Origin of the sequence: Candidatus Nanopelagicus limnes, assembly GCF_002287885.2 — a bacterium.
GTDB classification, from domain to species: Bacteria; Actinomycetota; Actinomycetes; order Nanopelagicales; family Nanopelagicaceae; genus Nanopelagicus; species Nanopelagicus limnae.
Genome location: NZ_CP016768.2, coordinates 383,340 through 402,489, shown reverse-complemented (window position 1 = coordinate 402,489; position 19,150 = coordinate 383,340). Strand labels below are relative to the sequence as shown.

General features: G+C 41.2%; 18 protein-coding genes. 2 read left to right on the top strand and 16 right to left on the bottom strand.

Features of this window, described 5'->3' with window-relative positions; translation table 11 throughout:
* Nucleotide 1 precedes the first annotated feature (1 nt).
* Nucleotides 2-1,354: a 4-aminobutyrate--2-oxoglutarate transaminase gene (gabT, locus tag B1s21122_RS02000; RefSeq protein ID WP_095680887.1), complete on the top strand. Its 1,353-nt coding sequence runs from the start codon at nt 2-4 to the stop codon at nt 1,352-1,354.
* On the opposite strand, the gene speB is transcribed toward gabT, so the two are convergent.
* From speB to B1s21122_RS06385, 3 genes are all read right to left on the bottom strand, one after another.
* Nucleotides 1,355-2,353 carry an agmatinase gene (speB, locus tag B1s21122_RS01995; protein ID WP_095680888.1) on the bottom strand — a complete coding sequence of 333 codons (999 nt, stop codon included), beginning with the start codon at nt 2,351-2,353 and terminating at the stop codon, nt 1,355-1,357. It abuts the gene before it with no gap.
* A gap of 88 nt (nt 2,354-2,441) precedes the next feature.
* On the bottom strand, nt 2,442-3,836 hold the full coding sequence (locus tag B1s21122_RS06390) for a hypothetical protein (protein WP_190278581.1): 1,395 nt from the start codon (nt 3,834-3,836) through the stop codon (nt 2,442-2,444).
* A gap of 3 nt (nt 3,837-3,839) precedes the next feature.
* Complete coding sequence (locus B1s21122_RS06385; protein WP_190278580.1) at nt 3,840-5,405, bottom strand: metallopeptidase domain-containing protein; 1,566 nt, start codon at nt 5,403-5,405, stop codon at nt 3,840-3,842.
* Nucleotides 5,406-5,847: 442 nt separating this feature from the next.
* On the opposite strand from B1s21122_RS06385, the gene B1s21122_RS06380 reads away from it, so the two are divergent.
* Nucleotides 5,848-5,991, top strand: a complete 144-nt coding sequence (locus B1s21122_RS06380) for a hypothetical protein (RefSeq protein ID WP_190278579.1) — start codon at nt 5,848-5,850, stop codon at nt 5,989-5,991.
* Nucleotides 5,992-6,031: 40 nt separating this feature from the next.
* On the opposite strand, the gene B1s21122_RS01980 is transcribed toward B1s21122_RS06380, so the two are convergent.
* From B1s21122_RS01980 to B1s21122_RS01920, 13 genes are all read right to left on the bottom strand, one after another.
* A complete protein-coding gene (locus B1s21122_RS01980; protein WP_095680889.1) occupies nt 6,032-6,859 on the bottom strand; it encodes an ABC transporter permease in 828 nt (275 codons plus the stop codon).
* Nucleotides 6,856-7,758 (bottom strand): ABC transporter permease, encoded by a 903-nt coding sequence (locus B1s21122_RS01975; protein WP_095680890.1) that lies wholly within the window; start codon nt 7,756-7,758, stop codon nt 6,856-6,858. The genes B1s21122_RS01980 and B1s21122_RS01975 overlap by 4 nt, the downstream gene beginning before the upstream one ends.
* Nucleotides 7,759-7,761: 3 nt before the next feature.
* Nucleotides 7,762-8,889: an ABC transporter ATP-binding protein gene (locus B1s21122_RS01970; RefSeq protein WP_095680891.1), complete on the bottom strand. Its 1,128-nt coding sequence runs from the start codon at nt 8,887-8,889 to the stop codon at nt 7,762-7,764.
* A gap of 21 nt (nt 8,890-8,910) precedes the next feature.
* Nucleotides 8,911-10,110: an ABC transporter substrate-binding protein gene (locus B1s21122_RS01965; RefSeq protein ID WP_095680892.1), complete on the bottom strand. Its 1,200-nt coding sequence runs from the start codon at nt 10,108-10,110 to the stop codon at nt 8,911-8,913.
* A gap of 66 nt (nt 10,111-10,176) precedes the next feature.
* A complete protein-coding gene (locus tag B1s21122_RS01960; protein ID WP_095680893.1) occupies nt 10,177-11,604 on the bottom strand; it encodes a gamma-aminobutyraldehyde dehydrogenase in 1,428 nt (475 codons plus the stop codon).
* 87 nt (nt 11,605-11,691) lie between these two features.
* Nucleotides 11,692-12,789, bottom strand: coding sequence for a dual-specificity RNA methyltransferase RlmN (gene rlmN / locus B1s21122_RS01955; RefSeq protein WP_095680894.1), 1,098 nt, complete (start codon nt 12,787-12,789; stop codon nt 11,692-11,694).
* Nucleotides 12,790-13,638 carry a phosphatidate cytidylyltransferase gene (locus tag B1s21122_RS01950; RefSeq protein ID WP_095680895.1) on the bottom strand — a complete coding sequence of 283 codons (849 nt, stop codon included), beginning with the start codon at nt 13,636-13,638 and terminating at the stop codon, nt 12,790-12,792. It lies immediately after the preceding gene.
* Nucleotides 13,638-14,201, bottom strand: a complete 564-nt coding sequence (gene frr, locus B1s21122_RS01945) for a ribosome recycling factor (protein WP_095680896.1) — start codon at nt 14,199-14,201, stop codon at nt 13,638-13,640. Before frr ends, B1s21122_RS01950 begins: the two co-directional genes overlap by 1 nt.
* Nucleotides 14,202-14,263: 62 nt before the next feature.
* Nucleotides 14,264-14,980 carry a UMP kinase gene (gene pyrH / locus B1s21122_RS01940; RefSeq protein ID WP_095680897.1) on the bottom strand — a complete coding sequence of 239 codons (717 nt, stop codon included), beginning with the start codon at nt 14,978-14,980 and terminating at the stop codon, nt 14,264-14,266.
* A 32-nt stretch (nt 14,981-15,012) separates the two neighbouring features.
* A complete protein-coding gene (tsf, locus tag B1s21122_RS01935) occupies nt 15,013-15,840 on the bottom strand; it encodes a translation elongation factor Ts (RefSeq protein ID WP_095681248.1) in 828 nt (275 codons plus the stop codon).
* A 1-nt stretch (nt 15,841) separates the two neighbouring features.
* Complete coding sequence (gene rpsB / locus B1s21122_RS01930; protein ID WP_095680898.1) at nt 15,842-16,657, bottom strand: 30S ribosomal protein S2; 816 nt, start codon at nt 16,655-16,657, stop codon at nt 15,842-15,844.
* A gap of 414 nt (nt 16,658-17,071) precedes the next feature.
* Nucleotides 17,072-18,244, bottom strand: coding sequence for a class I SAM-dependent methyltransferase (locus tag B1s21122_RS01925; protein WP_095680899.1), 1,173 nt, complete (start codon nt 18,242-18,244; stop codon nt 17,072-17,074).
* 3 nt (nt 18,245-18,247) lie between these two features.
* Complete coding sequence (locus tag B1s21122_RS01920) at nt 18,248-19,147, bottom strand: tyrosine recombinase XerC (RefSeq protein WP_095680900.1); 900 nt, start codon at nt 19,145-19,147, stop codon at nt 18,248-18,250.
* Between the last annotated feature and the right edge of the window lie 3 nt (nt 19,148-19,150).

Sequence of the window (19,150 nt, the reverse complement as noted above, 5' to 3'; positions counted from 1 at the left end):
CATGTACTCAGAGGCGAAAAAACCGGTAGCGCAAAAACGAAAGCTAGTAACTGCTATCCCCGGACCTAAATCTGCTGAGCTAATTAAGCGCAGAGGCGAGGCGGTCTCTGCCTCACTCGGAACTGCATTCCCTGTTTTTATTGACCACGCACAAGGTGCAATCATTGTTGATGTTGATGGTAATTCAATTTTAGATTTAGGCGCAGGTATTGCGGTATTAAATGTTGGTCACTCACAAAATCGTGTAGCAGAGCGAGTAAAAACTCAAATTGATGCCTTTAGTCATACCTGTTTTATGGTTGTGCCATACACCGGTTATGTTGAAGTGTGTGAAGCGCTAAACCGATTAACCCCTGGCACTCATAAAAAGAAGTCCGCTCTTTTCAACTCAGGTGCTGAGGCAATTGAAAACGCAGTGAAGATTGCTCGCAAATTTACCAAGCGATCTGCAGTTGTTGTTTTTGAACATGGCTATCACGGAAGAACTAATTTAACTATGGCAATGACTGCTAAGAACATGCCATACAAAGATGGATTTGGACCATTTGCCCCTGAGGTTTATCGAATGCCGATGGCATACTCCTATCGATGCGATGCATGCACCAAACCTTGTGAAAGCTCTGTTTTATCTACGGTAATCCATAAAATTGAAAAAGAAATTGGCGCCAGTAATGTTGCTTGTATTGTGATAGAGCCGATTCTTGGTGAAGGTGGATTTATTGTTCCATGTAAAGGTTTCCTACCTGGACTTGCTAAATTCTGTAAAGAAAATGGGATTGTTTTTGTGGCAGATGAGGTTCAAACTGGATTTGCACGAACTGGAACTATGTTTGCCTGTGAAGATGAATCAATAATCCCAGATTTAATAGTAACTGCCAAGGGAATTGCCGCCGGTCTACCACTTGCCGGTGTCACCGGGCGTGCTGAGATCATGGATTCAATTCATCTATCTGGCCTTGGTGGCACATATGGTGGAAACCCAGTTGCATGTGCTGCAGCTCTTGGCGCGATTGAAGTTATTGAGCAAGATAATTTAGTTGCTCGTGCAAAGAAAATTGGTGAGATTATGCACCAAGAGTTAACTGCAATGATGAAGAAGCATTCAATCATTGGCGAGGTTAGAGGTCGTGGCGCCATGCAAGCTATTGAATTGGTTAAGCCTGGAACTAATGAGCCAAATCCTGAAGCATTAACAACTGCAATTAAGTACTGCACCAGTAAAGGTGTATTAATTCTTTCAGCTGGCACATATGCCAACGTAATTAGATTACTTCCACCGCTTGTTATTGAAGAGGATTTACTACGCGATGGCTTATCTGTATTAGATGAGGCGCTAGCCTCAATTTCTTCTTAACTAACGATCTAGTAAGTTTCTAGTTGCAGAATACGCGCCGCCTGATTTCTTAAGCGCAATCGCACTAAGTGCCTCAAGCACCACTCGATTAGCCAAGATTGCAGTGATATCGCTGCTGTCATAAGCAGGTGCAACCTCAACCACGTCAATGCCAACAATTGGTAATTCAAAACAAATTCTTCGCACCGCTTCTAGTAACTCTCTGCTTGTCATTCCCCCTGGCTCTGGTGTGCCAGTACCGGGCGCCATACCTGGATCAACTACATCAATATCAACTGATAAAAAGACACCATCACAACCATCGGTAAGAATTGCAAATGATTCATCCAATACCGCTTTCATTCCGCGGTGATGAATCTCAGTCATCTCATAAGATTTCATTCCTTTGCCAGCCATCCACTTTAAAGTGGCATCATCTGGCCAGTAACCACGAAGTCCTAATTGCAAAAAGCGATCTCCACGAACAGATCCTGATTCAATTAATCTGCGCATTGGTGTGCCATGACCAATTAGTGCGCCAAACTGATCCTCACCAGTATCAGCATGAGCATCAAAATGAATCATTGAAACTTTGCCCTTACCTAAATGATTTGCAATTCCTGCCACATCAGCTGAAGCAATTGAATGATCTCCCCCTAATACAACAGCGATTGCGCCAGCCTTTGAAATCTTCTCAGTTGCAGCCTCTAAAACCTTAAGTGAATTCACTAAATCTCCACCTGACATAAGTAAGTCACCTGCATCAAAAATCTTTAGTTTTTGTAGTGGATCAATTCGCATTGCAAGATGTGGCCGGGAGGAATCATGTGGAAGATAATCGCCCATTCGAATGGCTTGCGGACCCATCTTCGCCCCTGATCGGTGAGATGTTCCGCTATCAATTGGTGCGCCAACAATAATTACATCAGCACCTTTATAGCTTTCAGGCTTATCTAAATCACATCTTGGAATGCCAAGAAAAGTGAAATCTGGGCCATACATATTGCCGATATTGGTCATGTGAGAAGTATATATGTACTTGGTTCAATAGTGATTTTAATATCCATAATCTGAGAGGTGTAAAGAATGGCTAATAGTAGGCCGTAACTTAAGATTTAGTAACTTCTACCAAATCCTTGTCAGTGGCAGAATTTAACAATTTAATTCTAATGTTTGAGTAAGTAATTGTTTGGTTAGTTCTTAAAATATAACGCTCAATTTCATAAGGTGTAAGTGTTTCTAAATTCTTGGAATCTGGACTTAACAAATATCCCCATTTTGGAAATGCAGGTGAATTTCCCGTATCGCCAGTGGATTCACCAGATCGATCGTTGTCATTTCTGACATCAATTCTGTAAACCAAGATTCCTTTTTGGTCTGGCTTCCATTCCTTGGAGTATCCAGTGGGTCTTCGAGATTCGATTACTAATGCTTCATAGGAATTTAACTTGATTATGGCAAATCTAGCAATCTTACTTCCCATCTCAATTGGTTTTAGAATTAATCTATTGCTTATGCCAAGCGAATTATCAAGACATGCAACATTCGCATTCTCAATCCACCCCAGCCTAAAAAGTTCCCAAGAATCAATTGCTAGTGAACTTCCATACTGATCTGCATGTAATCCCGTTGAAGAACCATTTGCAGGTGAATGTAGTGCCAAGCTTTGCGAGTGAAGCATTTCATGAATCCAAAATGCCCACATCTTTTCTCTTTTTACACTTGCTCTAATATTTCTATCATCAAAATGGTAAGCGCCCCCACCCCAAAAAAAGAAGTTTTTTGCGCCATCAGATGTATTCAAACTTATACCTCGGCCACCCATATCTTGGTCAACACTTTTTACTGTTGGCGTATAAAAAAACAAAATATTTGATTTCTTAAAATCAAATTGATTGTTAGAAGCAGTGACTATGTCTTGGGCCATTTTAAATTGAACGTCTACTGCAACTCCTGCCGAATTTGCAACGCTTTTTGGAACAACATATTCTGAGTCAGCTTTCGGGGCCCTTACCCACTCTTTACCGATTTGGAAGGAGAGATTCACCTTATTACCAGAGAAAAATCTGTACCACTCATTCATTTTATTTGTTTGATCAATCAAATATTCAGAAGGTAATTGACCTCCAGGCCTATCACTGAAATCAACTGGAATAACAATTACATTTAAATTGCCAGCTGCTGGAATGATATCTTCCTGAAGAGGAAAACCAACATTGTTTGGCTGCAGTTTGTTAGTTCTAGCATCTAACAACTTGCAAGATTCAACATCTACTGTTGTGCCAACTTCAGCAAATTGAACTGATGATGTCGTTGAGATTCCTTTATTCCAAACCAACTTCTTGCCAGATTTAATACATGTGTAAGTCTTACTAGATACAACTGAAGTGATTCCAGCCTTTTTACAGACACCTCCAGCTTTCACAGCAGCACTTGCTGGAACTAGGGGTAGAGATAGGCAAGCAATAAGTACTGATGAAAGAATTACTGACTTATTTTTCATGATTTAAGGAACCTTCTCAACTTTAATTACATCACCGAAATCACCAGATTCAACGATTGTAATTTTATGGCCATTTGAAACCACAGATTCACCCCCCCTAAGCGTCGCTTGCGATAACCACGTAGGCGGTTGATCTGGATTTCTATTTGTAGGAAGTACCAATTTAAGTTCTAAGCCAGGATCTCTAACATCAAGATTTACTTCATAGACAAGTACTCCATTACTTAACTTTGGAATCTTGTAGTAAAGCCCTGCAGGCCTAATAGACTCAATGACAATCCCTTTAGATTGTGTCAGAGGAATAACAATCAATTTCTTCTCTTTAGTTTTTACACTAGAAGGAGCAATCCAGCGAGTTTGGGATTGAGTGGTATTTAAACAATGCACTTGTGAATCCGTTGTAAACCCAAGGATCCATTTTTCCCATGCAGATAAATCTCCCCCATGACCACTCATTAATGTCCACTCACCTAACCCATACTTATCAGGACTGTTCCAAGCGCCGTGATGGTCATTAAAACCGTACCCTGCGTGATAGAACTCATGAAGCCACCAGTAAGGAACGATGAAGTTTGAAAGTCGCTTATTAGCATCGTCTAAGTCATTTAATCCTGTAAGTGTAAGAGGAGTCGTAGACATTCCAGAGTTGATTTTCCCCTCACTGGTAGTGAAATTTTTTAACACTGATTGTTGAAAAACTTTGTGTTGAGTTCCAGGAGGTACAACAACTAAGACGGCATTTGCACCCGTAAAATCTATCGCTGAATCAACTTCTGCGATCATATCTTTTGCAAACCTAATATTTTCAGGATTATCATGATTATTTATATGCGTAAGTTTGTAATTTGCAAGATTTTTTGAAAAAGATAAATAACTCTGAGGTACTCTAATTTGAATATTTGACTCGCCATCAGATGAATATTCAGCCCAGGATTTAATAAAATCTAGGTAAACATCATAATCTTGTATGGGAGATTTCAATGGCATTGCTGAGTCAGGGGCAAATATGGGAATCACTTGAACAACCATTTTTGGGCCAGGAACTTTAATTGAATTTAAATAGTCTCTAGAACCAGGACCTAGTAAATTTGGGAAACCTGCTAAACCTGTGTTAGGTGGATCGCTAATTTGACACTGACTAATTGGGAGGTCGGAACTAGTACTTGAAAGAGTTGCCGTGGGTCTGCTGGTACCTAATTCATATTTTGCAATTCTATACATTCCGCTGGCTCTAGAGTAATTAAAATAAGCAGACTGAATTTCTCCTAATTTTCCGCTTAGATCTTTTTCGTACGTAGTCCAGCCGTTGTATTCATTTATAAATCCAGCATCTGTCGAACGTATTGATGCCCAATCACGGCCTGAACTGCCAGAATTAATTGATTTACTAACTCCCTTATTCCAAACCAATTTCTTTCCAGATTTAATGCATGTATAAGTTTTACTAGATACAACTGAAGTAATACCGACCTTTTTGCAAACACTCCCAGCTTTCACTGCAGCACTGGCTGGAACTAGGGGTAGAGATAGAGAAAGTATTGATAAGCAAGCGATTACCTTTTTCTTCATAACTTAACCTTAAATACAAAGGCGAATGATTTCAATACCTCTCCCAGTATCCACATACTGTCAAAGACCACTGACATTCTCTTTTGATTAGCTTTAAACGAGATTCGCCCAAATCTGACCTATATCCGTTCAATATTTAGGAGATGTCAGACCCTGGCTGTAGATTATTGCTAATTCTAGAAATCTAGAAGGTTCGTACATAGCCCGAATATGTATGGATATTAAAACTAAATAAACGGCTTATCTAAATCACATCTTGGAATACCAAGAAAGGTGAAATCTGGGCCATACATATTGCCGATATTGGTCATAGGCTTAAGTATATATCCAGTAGTTAATTGGTGAGGTAAAAAAATGACTACCTATAGCCAATTACAGCAGTTAAAGCAGTAGCATTCAGTCTCTTCAAAATTGAAGACACATAAATTTAGGAAGGAACCCAGTGCGTTTTCTAGACTGGCTTGCAGATTTAATTTTCGGTAAGCGCATTGAGTTCTATGATCCAGAAACTGACCAGTCGATTCATAAAATTAGAATTAGAAAGCGCTCTTTAAATGAAAATGATCCTTATGGGTTAGACGGCTAAGTTAATAAAAATTAGCTTATCTTAAAAGTTCTTGCTTTCCTTACGACTTCTTTCTCTTCCGGCTAACAACTTGCCCGACTATCACAATAATTAAAGCAATAAAGAACATCGCACTACCAATCACATTTGCTTGTGCTGGAATTCCGCGAGCAGCTGAGACATAAACAAACTTTGGAAATGTTGAAACTGTGCCAGAGTTAAAATTAGTAATAATAAAATCATCAAAGGAAAGTGAAAAGGCCAAGAGAGCCGCACCTGCAATACCTGGCATAACAAGTGGCAAAGTTACATATCTAAAGGTTTCCTTCTCATTTGCATAAAGGTCCATTGCAGCTTGTTCAAGCCGAGGATCAAGTGAAGCAATTCTTGCCTTAACAGTTACCACTACAAAGGAGATACAAAACATTACGTGTGAGATAACGATGGTCCAAAAACTAGGATTGACTCGAAGGTTTAAAAACATTGCAAGTAAAGAGGCGCCGAGTACAACCTCAGGTGTTGCCATTGGAAGGAAAATTAGAAGATTTGTTGATGTGCGCCCTTTGAATTTATATCTACCTAATGCAAAAGCAATCATGGTTCCTAATATGGTGGCCAGTAAAGTTGAGATCACACCAATCTTTAATGAGTTTCCTACCGCCTCACAAACTTGCGGTGCACCACATGGGTTTTTCCAGTTTTCTAAAGTAAAACCTTGCCAAACCAGGTTGCTTTTTCCGGCATTATTAAAGGAGAAGGCAAATGTGTAGGCAACTGGAATAAATAGATAGATAAATGCCAGCGCTGCATAAATTCTAATTAAGTTTCGGGAAAACCATCTTGAGGCACGATGACTCAAACTTGGCATTGGAGCGTTGATAGTTGTCATACCAACTCATCCGTTCCAGATTTTCGAATATAAAGTGTTACTAAAATTAAAATTGTTGCCATTAAAGTAAATGAAAGCGCAGCAGCAGTTGGGTAATCCACCACAGCAAAGAAGCGAGACTCAATAACATTTCCAATCATCTTGGTATTTGGATTACCTAAGATCGCAGCGTTCACATAATCACCAGCTGCAGGGATAAATGTTAAAAGTGTGCCAGCAACAACACCTGGCATAGATAATGGAAGTGTCACCTTTCTAAAGGTGGTTAGACCATTTGCATAAAGATCTCCTGCTGCCTCAAGAGTTCTTGGATCAATTCGCTCAAGGCTTGCATAAAGTGGCAAGGTCATAAATGGAAGAAAGTTATATGCCAAACCAATCACAACTGCAGTTGAGGTGTTGTTAATTCGAAACAACTCATCCACAAATGGCAATACTTGTATTGTCGAAACTACAGGGCCAGAGTCAGCCAAAATCTGAGTCCAGGCAATAGTTCGTAATAAGAAAGAGGTAAAAAATGGAGCAATAACTAAGACAAGTAAAATATTTCGATACTTACCTGATTTAAAAGCAATTGCATAAGCAAGTGGGTATGCAATTGCAAGGGCTAAAATTGTGGCAAGGGCTGCGTAGAAGAAAGATCTAACGTATTGGTCTTGATTAGCAATAAAAGCATCTACATAATTTGCAAACCTAAGCTTTTGTTCATAAACCCCAACTTGAGCGCCATCGGGTCTGACCATTGTTGATGTGCTGGCCAATGAAAATATAGGAATAATAAAAAATGTAACTAACCAAATTAAGCCTGGTGCGAGTAGTAGGTAGGGCGTGAGAGATTTACTTTTTAACACGCTTTTTGTAGCTGAAGTTCCAGATGAAACTGCGTGCAGAAAAGCCATTACTTACTCTTCATCATCAAGATCAGCGCCAGCATTAATATCACCAGCACCATCTAATGCAAATGTATGTTCTGGATCCCATTCAAGTGAAACCGTATCGCCAACTCTTAGATCATGTAATCCTTCATCATTTTGCTCAAAAACTACTAACTCTAAGTCCCAAGGCGAACGAACCATGTACTGAGTTGAGGTACCAACAAATGAACGATCCGTTACTACGCAATTCTTAATTGAGTTAATTCCTGTGTCATCCAGGCGAAGCTTTTCAGGGCGCACACCTAAAAACACGGAATCATTTGTTGTTGCAACTCTTGATAATGGCACCTCGAAATTTAATCCTTTGGCCGTAACCGTTGCCTTATCCCCACTCCTTGATGTGACCTTTCCTTTAATCAAATTACATTGACCTAGAAAGTTAGCAACGAAGGCGGTCTTTGGCGCCTCATAAAGATCAGTGGCACTTCCCATTTGTTCAATCTTTCCTTGATTCATTACTGCGATGGTGTCTGCCATTGTCATTGCTTCTTCTTGATCATGGGTGACGTGAATAAAAGTAATTCCAACCTCAGTTTGAATTCGCTTTAATTCAATCTGCATCTGCCGGCGAAGCTTTAGATCAAGGGCTCCCAGCGGTTCATCAAGTAATAAAACCTCTGGTCTATTAACAATTGCTCTGGCAACTGCAATACGTTGTTGCTGACCACCTGATAATTGATTTGGTTTGCGCTCAGATAAATGGCCCATCTCCACGAGGTTTAACGCATTTTCAACCTCAGTTTTAACATCTTTAATTCCGCGCCGACGTAAGCCGAAGGCAATATTTTCAAAGATTGTTAGGTGAGGAAATAATGCGTAGTTTTGGAAAACTGTATTTACATTTCGTCGATATGATTTTTGGGTTGTGATATCAGTATCGCCAATTGAAATAGTTCCAGCGCTTGGCTCCTCTAAACCAGCAATCATTCGAAGCGTTGTAGTTTTTCCGCAACCAGATGGTCCAAGGAGTGCGAAAAAAGAACCATCTGGAACTACTAATGAGAGATCATCAACGGCGCAAAAATCACCGTAATGTTTTGAGACTCTATTTAGTTTTAAATCACCAGTATCTTGTGAGACCTTACTGTTCGCCATCACCAGCTACTTGTCGAAAGCCTAATTGCCGATAGCTTCATCAAATGCTGTTTGGAATTTAGTGCTCTCATCAGCGCTAAGAGATCTAAATACCTTCACCTTTGCGAGGGTGGCAGCATCTGGGAAAATAAATGGGCTGGCAGCGAGTGCTGGATCAATCTTCTCAAGCTCAGGTTGGGCAGCCTCTACTGGGCAGATGTAATTAACATATGCGGCAACCTCAGCTGCAACTGCAGGCTCGTAGTAGTAATTCATTAACTTCTCAGCATTTTTCTTATGAGTTGATGTAGATGGAATCAACATGTTATCGCTCCATAGAGTTCCACCTGACTCAGGGATAGCAAAATCAAATTTGCCACCTGACTCAGATTTCAAAATAAAGATATCGCCAGACCAACCAATAACCGCGTTGGCATCCCCACGCTTTAGATCCTCTGAGTAAGAGTTACCCTTAACTTGGCGGATAAATCCATCTGCAATCTTCTTCTTGAAGAAATCAATTGCATTCATAAATTGATCCTCGGTGAAGTTAGAGGATGGATCCACTCCCTGATAAAGCATGATTACACCAATTGTGTCGCGTAGCTCGGAAAGAACTACAACCTTGCCTTTGTTTGCAGGAGCAAACAGATCATCCATAGTGCGAACACCCTTTGGAAGTTTTTGGGTATTCCAGCCAAAGCCGGCAAAACCTGATTGCCAGGTTAATGAATACTGACGACCCTTATCAAAACCAACATCTGATAGAACTTGGCGAATATTAGATTTGTTTGGCACATTAGCTGGATCTAATTTTTGAGCATATCCCTGCTCAATAAATCTTGCTGCCATCCAATCAGTTGGTGCGACGATGTCATAACCAATATCTGATCCGATTGAAAGTTGTCCTTGTACTTTGCCATAAAAAGTATTGTTGTCATCAATTGCTTCTTCATAGGTAACCTTTAAACCACTCTGCTTCTCAAAGGCAGCAAGAGTTGGATAAACCTTTGTATCCTCATTGAAATCTAGATATAGCGGCCAGTTTGCCCAGCGTACAATTTTTTCAGTATCACTAACATCAACTGCAACCTTCACTCCAGTAGATGATCCTGTGCCACATGCTGCTAATAAACCAGCCGCTGAAACTGCGCCAACACCAGCAAGAACTGAACGACGAGAAACCTGGGCGCGAATAATTGCGCGAGCTTCAGGAGATAAGGAGTTAATATCTTTTTTCATTTCTTCTCTTTCTTATTACTCTCGTAGGAACAGTGCACTTTGCTTTGGGGAGTGTGGGGAAATCTATCAGGCGTTGAGGTTAGTCATCACGTGTTTGATGCGGGTGTACTCCTCAAATCCATAAGCAGATAGGTCCTTTCCAGTTCCTGAGTGCTTAAATCCGCCATGAGGCATCTCGGCCACCATCGGGATATGGGTATTGATCCACACGCAACCAAAATCAAAGGCCTTTGCCATTCGCATCGCTCGGCCATGATCCTTAGTCCAAACACTTGAAGCCAATCCATACTTAACACCGTTGGCATAACGAACAGCCTCTGCCTCATCCTTAAACTTTTGCACAGTAATAACTGGCGCAAAGATCTCATTTTGAATCATCTCATCATCTTGCTTTAGATCTGCCACCACAGTTGGATTCCAGAAATATCCAGGGCCCTTTATGGCAGTACCACCAGCTGTAACTCTTGCGTGAGCTGGCACTCGATCTAAGAATCCTTGAACTCTTGCTAATTGATTAGCATTATTTACTGGGCCAACTAATACATCCTCATCTGGCATACCAACTTTAATTACATTTTTTGCCTGCTCAGAAAGCAGTGCGACCACATCATCATAAGCACTTGCCTCTACCAATACGCGAGTTGCTGCGGTGCAATCTTGGCCGGCGTTAAAGTAACCAGCAACTGCAATCCACTGACAAGCTGCTTCTAAATTAGCATCATCAAAGATTACAACTGGCGCCTTACCACCTAACTCAAGGTGTAACTTCTTTAAATCTTTAGCAGCACTGCCTGCTACCTCCATGCCAGCTCTTACTGAGCCAGTAATTGAAACCATCTGCGGAATCTCATGCTCAACTAATGCTCTACCAGTGTCACGATCTCCCACTACAACATTTATTACACCCTCTGGCAAAAACTCCTGCATTAACTCTGCCATCCAAAGTGTTGAAACTGGAGTGGTATCACTTGGTTTTAGTACAACAGTATTTCCAGCCGCAATTGCTGGTGCCCACTTCCATACCGCCATCATCATTGGATAATTCCACGGTGTTACCTGCGCACACACGCCAATTGGTTCACGTCTAATAAATGAGGTGTGGCCTTTAAAGTATTCAGCCGCTGATTTTCCTTCTAAATTTCTAGCAGCCCCTGCGAAAAATCTAATTTGATCAAGCATTGGACCTATCTCTTCGGCCCGAGTTACAGCAATTGGTTTACCGGTATTTTCTGATTCAATTCCAATTAACTCTTCACTTCTTGCCTCAATTGCATCTGCAATTTTATTTATCGCTTTTTGTCGCTCACCTGGCGTTGACTCTTTCCAAACTTCAAAGGCACTTGCTGCAGCGACCATTGCCTTATCAACATCAGAGGCGTTGGAAACTGGCGCTTTTGCAAATACTTGACCAGTTGCTGGATTAATTAAATCCTGGACCTTATCTGAGGTGGCACTTACCTTTTTACCATTGACAAAGTTTTGCAGCGTTTTCACTAAATACTCCTTGGCTAATTAACTTACTTCAGAGTCTAGTTATCTGCCCAGCTCTTATCAATAGATCAATTATTTAAAAAATGTTACTTATTTTTCAGATGCCGCCAATTGGCCACAAGCACCATCAATCTCCCGCCCTCTGGTATCGCGCACCGTAACTGGCACCCCATACCCTTCTAATGTTTCAACAAAGGCTCGTTCATCCTCAGATCTGGAGGCGGTCCATTTAGATCCAGGGGTTGGATTTAATGGAATCAAATTAACATGAGCATTTTTATCTCTTAACAATCTTCCTAATAAATCAGCCCGCCACACTTGATCATTAATATCTCTAATTAATGCATACTCAATTGAATAACGACGTCCCGTCTTAGCTTCATACTTATCAGCAGCTTGTAGTACCTCTCGCACTTTCCATCTTGAGTTAATTGGCACCAAAGTGTCGCGCAACTCATCATCTGGTGTGTGTAGTGAAATTGCAAGAGTTACTGGAATATCTTCTTCAATTAACTTCTCGATGCCACTTACCAAACCAACTGTAGAAAGTGTTACCGATCTTGCCCCAATTCCTAAACCATCTGGCTGAGGATTTGTAATGTTTCTAATACTTTGCATCACCGCTTTGTAATTAGCCATTGGCTCACCCATACCCATAAAAACCACATTAGATAGCCGAGTTGGCCCACCTGGCATCTCACCTAAATCACAAGCACGAGCCGCCATCATTACCTGCGCAGTAATCTCACCAGCTGTTAAATTTCTAGTTAATCCTGCTTGGCCAGTTGCACAAAATGGGCATTGCATGCCGCATCCGGCTTGGGATGAAATACAAACTGTTGTGCGATCGGTGTAGCGCATTAAAACAGATTCAACTAAAACTCCATCATGTAATCGATATAGATCTTTTCTAGTTTTACCACCATCACAAGTTACAGATTTAACTAATGTAAGTAATTTAGGTAAAAAGGCATCACCTAATTTTGCCTGCAAATCCTTTGGAATATCGGTAAAACTTTCAACATTATCATTGTGATGAGTAAAAAAATGCACTGCCAATTGATTAGCTCTAAATGGCGGAAGCTCCAACTCAACTGCCCGCGCTTTGCGCTCAGCCGGGGTTAAATCAGCAAGATGTATTGGTGTTTTTTTCTTAACCGGTGGGGCATCAAATACTAAATCAGCCATCTATAAGTACCGATTAATTAATTCAATTGCAAACCAAACAGCTGGGGCTGTGAAAAGGGCAGAATCTAATCGATCCATAATCCCGCCATGGCCAGGTAATAAATTAGACATATCTTTAATAGCTAAATCTCTTTTTATCGCAGATTCAATCAAATCACCACAGGTGGCAGTAACAACTGTCATCAATCCAATTAATGCTCCAACAAACCAAGCGGTTTCAAAGAGGGAATTAAAGATAAATGAGCCACCGATAACAGCTGCGATCGCTCCCCCGATTAATCCTTCCCAACTTTTCTTTGGACTTATACTTGGCGCAAGTTTGTGTTTACCAATTAAAACTCCAGCAATATATGCAAAGGTGTCATTGCAAGCAATCAAGGCAACCAATGCAAAAATTCTTGTTGCGCCATCCTCATGATTTGCTAATAGCAAGATAAATCCACCAAGGACAGCTAGGTAGAAGGTGATAAAAACAGCAGAGGTTGATCTTTTAATGAAATCTTTTTGAGAGATCAAAAGCAAGGTAAACATTAAAATCGGGATTGTAAGTCCAGTTGAGACCGCAAGGCCTTGGGTATTGCCATACCATGTTGCCACCAATAAAACAGTGGCAGCAATCATCAGCACATAATCTGGAAGTTCAATTCCACCTTTGCCATATGCAGCAGTGATCTCTCGAACTCCGATCATGATTACAAGCCAGATCAGTGCAAAAAATAAGATTGGCTCGGTATTGATGGTGCCAAAGATTAATCCCAGTAAAAATAGGGATACTAAAATAGAAGGAAGAAGTTTGCGACCTGCCTTTTTATTTATCGCATCATTTATTGCGTGCAGGTCTGCCATCATTAAACCTCGAGCAGCTCAGCTTCTTTATGCTTTAGCAGCTCATCAATTTTGGTGGTGTGCTCACCAGTAACTTTTTCTAACTCTTTTTCAGCCCTGGCTAAATCATCTTTGCCAACCTTGCCATCTTTTTCTAACTTCTCCATGGCTTCTTTCGCACTTCGCCTAATTGCACGAATTGAAACCTTTGAATCCTCAGCCTTACCCTTTGCAACTTTTATAAACTCTTTGCGTCGCTCTTCAGTTAACTGAGGAAAGTTAACTCGAATTACTGTGCCATCAGAGCCTGGATTAACACCTAAATCTGAATCGCGAATCGCCTTTTCAATAGCAGCCATCGCACCTTTGTCATAAGGAGTTATGAGAGCAAGTCTGGCCTCTGGAACTTGCACAGTTGCAAGTTGAGATAAGGGAGTGCCAGTGCCGTAGTAATCCACCATTAACTTTGCAAACATCGCCGGGTGAGCTCTGCCAGTTCTAATGGTGGCAAAATCCTCTTTAGCAACATCAATTGCTTTATTCATCTTGGTGTTGCACTCAGCCAGTGAGGTGTTTAAATCTGACATTTTCCCATCTCCTTTAATTAATCCAACTCTACTAGCAAATTACAAAGGGTAATAAATAAGGCTTAGGAAACTAGTGTGCCAATGCTTTCACCAGATACTGCCCGCCTGATATTGCCTTGATTCTTTAGATCAAAGATCACAATTGGCAGTTTATTCTCACGGCAAAGCGCGAAGGCGGCTGCATCTGCAACCGCAAGTGATTTACTTAAAACCTCATCATAGGAAATTGATTCATACTTTGTAGCACTCTTATCCTTACGTGGATCAGCAGAATAAACACCATCCACACCACTTTTTGCCAGTAGAAGTGCGTCCACACCAATTTCAAGTGCGCGCTGTGCTGCAACTGTGTCGGTGGTAAAAAATGGCATGCCAGCACCTGCTCCAAAAATTACAACTCTTCCCTTTTCTAAATGTCTAATCGCTCGTCGTGGTACATAAGGTTCTGCCACTTGACCCATTGTGATTGCAGTTTGCACGCGGGTTTCAATACCCTCTTTTTCTAGGAAATCTTGTAGAGCCAAGCAATTCATTACTGTGCCAAGCATGCCCATGTAATCAGCGCGCGCTCTATCCATGCCGCGTTGTTGCAGCTCTGCTCCTCTAAAGTAATTTCCACCGCCAACAACAATGGCAATCTGTGTTCCACTTCTTACAACCTCTGCGATTTGATTTGCCACATCATGGACTACATCAGGATCAACACCGATGCCTTTTTCGCCACCAAAAACTTCACCAGATAATTTAAGGAGCACTCGTTTATAACCTTTACGTGGCATGAGCGCTCCTTTAATTAATTTGTATTACTAGTTTACTGACCTACGCGGAATCTATTAAAGGCAGACACGGCGGTCTTGGCCTCATCCAGAATTTGTTGCACTGTCTTTTTAGCATCCTTAGCAAATGCTTGCTCAAGGAGTGATACCTCTTTAACAAAGCCAGTAACACGGCCCTCCACAATTTTGGCGATAGAGGCTTCCGGCTTTCCTTCTGCCTTTGCTGTCTCTTCCGCCAATCTGCGCTCTTTAGCAATTTCATCTGCTGGTACTTGATCTCGGCTAACAAAAAGTGGTGCAAAGGCTGCAATATGTTGGGCAATATCTTTACCAACATTTTCAGCAGCGCTCTTTAGCTGAACTAACACGCCAACTTGTGGTGGCAGATCAGGAGATGTCTTGTGTAGGTAAAGTGAGACTGGTGAACCAGTTAAAACACTAATTCGCTTAATCTCAATCTTCTCCCCCAACATCGCATTTCCCTCATCAACTACCTCTTGCACAGTTTTACCTGAGGCTAGCTTTGAAGATAAAAACTTATCTAGCTCACCAATTTTTGATGCTGCTAGATGATTTAACAACTCATCAGCTAAAGCTTGAAACTTATCGCCCTTTGCAACGAAATCAGTTTCGCAATTCAACTCAAGCATTACGCCCAAGTCACCTTCAGCTTTTGCTGTTACCAAGCCATTTGAGGTGGCTCGGCCTTCACGTTTTGTAACACCCTTTTGACCTTTAACGCGGATGATCTCTACCGCTTTTTGGTAATCACCATCTGCTTCATCTAATGCTTTTTTGCAATCAAGCATTCCGGCAGCGGTCTGCTCCCGTAATTTCTTAACATCCTCTGCTGTGTAGGCCAACTTATTCACCCTTGTTTTCAGTTGGCTCTTTGATTAGATCTTTTTCCCAATCAGCAAGAGGTTGTTCAGCAGTTTTCTCAGCTGCTGCGGCTGCTTCAGCAGCTGCCTTATCAGCAATCTTTGCAGCATTTGCTGATCTAATTTGAAGTCCGGCCACAATTGCATCAGTCATTACTCTAGTTAATAGAGCAATAGATCTAATCGCATCATCGTTTCCAGGAATCTTAAAATCAACCTCATCTGGATCACAATTTGTATCCAAGATTGCGATAACTGGAATACCAAGTTTTTTCGCCTCAGCAACAGCTAAGTGCTCCTTCTTAGTATCTACTACCCAAATTGCTGAAGGTAGTTTGGTCATATTACGAATTCCATCAAGGTTCTTATTTAACTTCTCGCGCTCACGGCGAAGAACAAGTAACTCTTTTTTGGTTAGAAGTTGATCATTTGCTGTCTCAAGCGCCTCTAACTCTTTTAATCTAAGCACGCGCTTATAAACTGTTGGGAAGTTGGTAAGCATTCCGCCTAGCCATCTCTCTGTTACATAAGGCATCCCAACCCTGGCAGATTGCTGCTTGATTGGTTCATGTGCTTGCTTTTTGGTGCCAACGAAAAGTACGTGGCCACCCTTTGCAACTGCATCTTTAACAAACTCATAGGCGGCATCAATTAGCGCTAATGATTGTTGGATATCGATGATGTAGATGCCATTGCGCTCAGTGAAGATATAGCGCTTCATCTTTGGATTCCATCGACGAGTCTGATGTCCAAAGTGAACACCGCTGTCGAGAAGCTCTCGCATTGTTACAACTGCCATTTAGGCACACTCCTTTTTTCACTCTTTTTTTACGCAAGGTAAGAAAAGAGCACTCGGTTTGTGATCTAGCAATTTGCTAAATCCCTAGCATCTTCGAACCGAGTAGTTATTACTAACTACACCGAACAGGTTCTTAAGTACTTAATTGGTAATCAATTAATCACTTTAAGATGCGTGAAGTCACAAAACTTTTTAAGGTCTTGTGCTGAGGCAAATACTACCTGAACTTTTACACCCCAATTTCCACACCATCCAACCCAGGCCATACGGCAGCGGGCACAAATCAAGCAAAATTAAGGGGTGAAATACACCTACCTGCTAACCACCTTGGTAATTGGAGTGGTTATTGGAATCTTCTTTGGTGATTATGAAAATATAAGTTGTGAAAGTACTACCTACTGCGCGCAGCTAGATTCAACCTATCTGCGCCGCAGCTTTTAATTCATCCTTTAACAATTTAGCCAAGTATGGCGTGATCTGCCACTGCTCTAGTAATTGCAGATACCGCTCTTTATCTATTTGCGCAGGGCTGGCTCCGGTAAAGACTGCTCTAATTAATATATTGCGAGCGGTGTGCTCCCCACCAATAAACTCCACAATATCTACGCGGTAGCCAAGTAATTTTAAAATTTGAGCCCGTAGTGAATCTGTCATTAGATCAACTAAGCGCTCCTTAACAAGTCCATACTTTGTTAATAAGCCCCATGGCTCAGGTGAATCTTTAATCTGTGTTTGTAATTCATGCATGCAGCATGGCGCTGCCATGATTACCTTCGCTTTATTTTTAACCGCCCAGTAAAGGGCGTCATCAGTTGCGGTATCACAGGCGTGAAGTGCGATCGCAATATCAACCTTTTGATTGGGTGTATCGGCAATTTTTGCTGCTATGAATTTTGCCTCGATCTTTAACTTAGCTGCCACCTTTTCATTGTGTGCTTTGGAATCATCCCGCTCATCAACGCCAAGAATTGAAACCTTTCTGTATTTATCCTTTAAGAACTCCTGCACAGCAAAGGTTAGATAGGCATGTCCACAACCTAAATCAACTACTGAGATCTCATCTTGATTACTTAAATCAGTATCTAATGTTTGGCTAATTAATCTTAAAAACTCATCCACCTGCTTGTACTTATCCATTTTGCTCGGCTTAATTCGCCCCAAAAGATCAGATAAATCAAGAGCTTTAAATACCTGATTACTCTCAGGCAACATCCGCATCTTTTGGCGGTCATGGGAAAGATCTCGAGTTAACTTCACCTTAGTTATTGCAACTAACGCCTCATCCTTTTTAGAGATTCTCACCTGATAGGACTCATCTTGAGTATCTACTAATAAGTTGGCGTATCCGCTTTCAAACAATTGATTGAAACTAAAATCAGCTGCCACATTCTTAGTTATATCTTTTTTGCCATCACTTGAAATGATCTGCCACTTAATCTCATCCTTTATTAGTACCGGTTTGATATCAATCCGCTCATACTCTGTTTGCATATTTCGCCGCCGGCCAGAGAGCACAGCCCTAACAAAGTATTCAGATCTAATTCGTTGATCTAATTGCAAAATTGCAGCAGGTAATTCAATCTTCACAAACTACGCCCTTGGGTGTGCTTGCTTATAGGCAGTTTGCAAACGTTCAGGTGAGACATGGGTGTAAATCTGGGTAGTAGATAAAGATGCATGTCCAAGAATTTCTTGCACAGTTCGCAAATCCGCTCCACCCTCTAACAAGTGAGTTGCAGCAGAGTGGCGAAGTCCATGTGGTCCCATCTTGGCGCCAACTGCTTTCATCGCCTCATAGACAACCTCGCGCACAGTTCTTTGATCAATTCGCTTGCCGCGAGAACCTAGAAACAAGGCATCAGCAGATGAATTGTTTACAAACTCATCTCTGCCACTTTTTAAGTAATTATCAATCGCTCGCATTGCCGGTAATCCCAATGGCACCACCCGCTGCTTATCACCTTTACCAATTACATTTAAGGTATTTCTAGATCGATCAACATCACTTAGGTTTAATCCACAAAGTTCTGAGACTCGAATTCCTGATCCATATAAAACCTCAACCAATGCTAAATCTCTAACATTTACTGCACTTGGCTCCTCAACAGATTTAACCTCGAGTGCTTTTAATACCGTTGCAGCTTCATCAACATTTAAAACCTCTGGCAATACTTTATGAGGTTTTGGAATTGCAAGATTTGCACCTAAGTCTGAGGTTAACCAGCCACTTGCTGCTGCCCAATTTGTGAAAGCTCTAATTGAAACTATTCGCCTAGTTAAGGTGGCTCTGGCAACACCGGTGGTTTGTAAATTCGCCAGCCATGATCTGATGTGTTCAATTTCTAATTGATTAAATTCAACAATTCCAAGTTTTTCCATGTGCTTAAGAAAAGACTCTAAATCTGTGACATAACCTTTTATAGAGTTATCCGATAAATTTCTAACCAGCGCCAAATGCTCTTCATACTGGGTGATCAGGGCTGCGGACATGAA

Coding starts and splice junctions, on each gene's coding strand:
- gabT (WP_095680887.1), top strand. CDS start 2: ATGTACTCAGAGGCGAAAAAACCGGTAGCGCAAAAACGAAAGCTAGTA.
- speB (WP_095680888.1), bottom strand. CDS start 2,353: ATGACCAATATCGGCAATATGTATGGCCCAGATTTCACTTTTCTTGGC.
- B1s21122_RS06390 (WP_190278581.1), bottom strand. CDS start 3,836: ATGAAAAATAAGTCAGTAATTCTTTCATCAGTACTTATTGCTTGCCTA.
- B1s21122_RS06385 (WP_190278580.1), bottom strand. CDS start 5,405: ATGAAGAAAAAGGTAATCGCTTGCTTATCAATACTTTCTCTATCTCTA.
- B1s21122_RS01980 (WP_095680889.1), bottom strand. CDS start 6,859: ATGACAACTATCAACGCTCCAATGCCAAGTTTGAGTCATCGTGCCTCA.
- B1s21122_RS01975 (WP_095680890.1), bottom strand. CDS start 7,758: ATGGCTTTTCTGCACGCAGTTTCATCTGGAACTTCAGCTACAAAAAGC.
- B1s21122_RS01970 (WP_095680891.1), bottom strand. CDS start 8,889: ATGGCGAACAGTAAGGTCTCACAAGATACTGGTGATTTAAAACTAAAT.
- B1s21122_RS01965 (WP_095680892.1), bottom strand. CDS start 10,110: ATGAAAAAAGATATTAACTCCTTATCTCCTGAAGCTCGCGCAATTATT.
- rlmN (WP_095680894.1), bottom strand. CDS start 12,789: ATGGCTGATTTAGTATTTGATGCCCCACCGGTTAAGAAAAAAACACCA.
- B1s21122_RS01950 (WP_095680895.1), bottom strand. CDS start 13,638: ATGATGGCAGACCTGCACGCAATAAATGATGCGATAAATAAAAAGGCA.
- frr (WP_095680896.1), bottom strand. CDS start 14,201: ATGTCAGATTTAAACACCTCACTGGCTGAGTGCAACACCAAGATGAAT.
- pyrH (WP_095680897.1), bottom strand. CDS start 14,980: ATGCCACGTAAAGGTTATAAACGAGTGCTCCTTAAATTATCTGGTGAA.
- rpsB (WP_095680898.1), bottom strand. CDS start 16,657: ATGGCAGTTGTAACAATGCGAGAGCTTCTCGACAGCGGTGTTCACTTT.
- B1s21122_RS01920 (WP_095680900.1), bottom strand. CDS start 19,147: ATGTCCGCAGCCCTGATCACCCAGTATGAAGAGCATTTGGCGCTGGTT.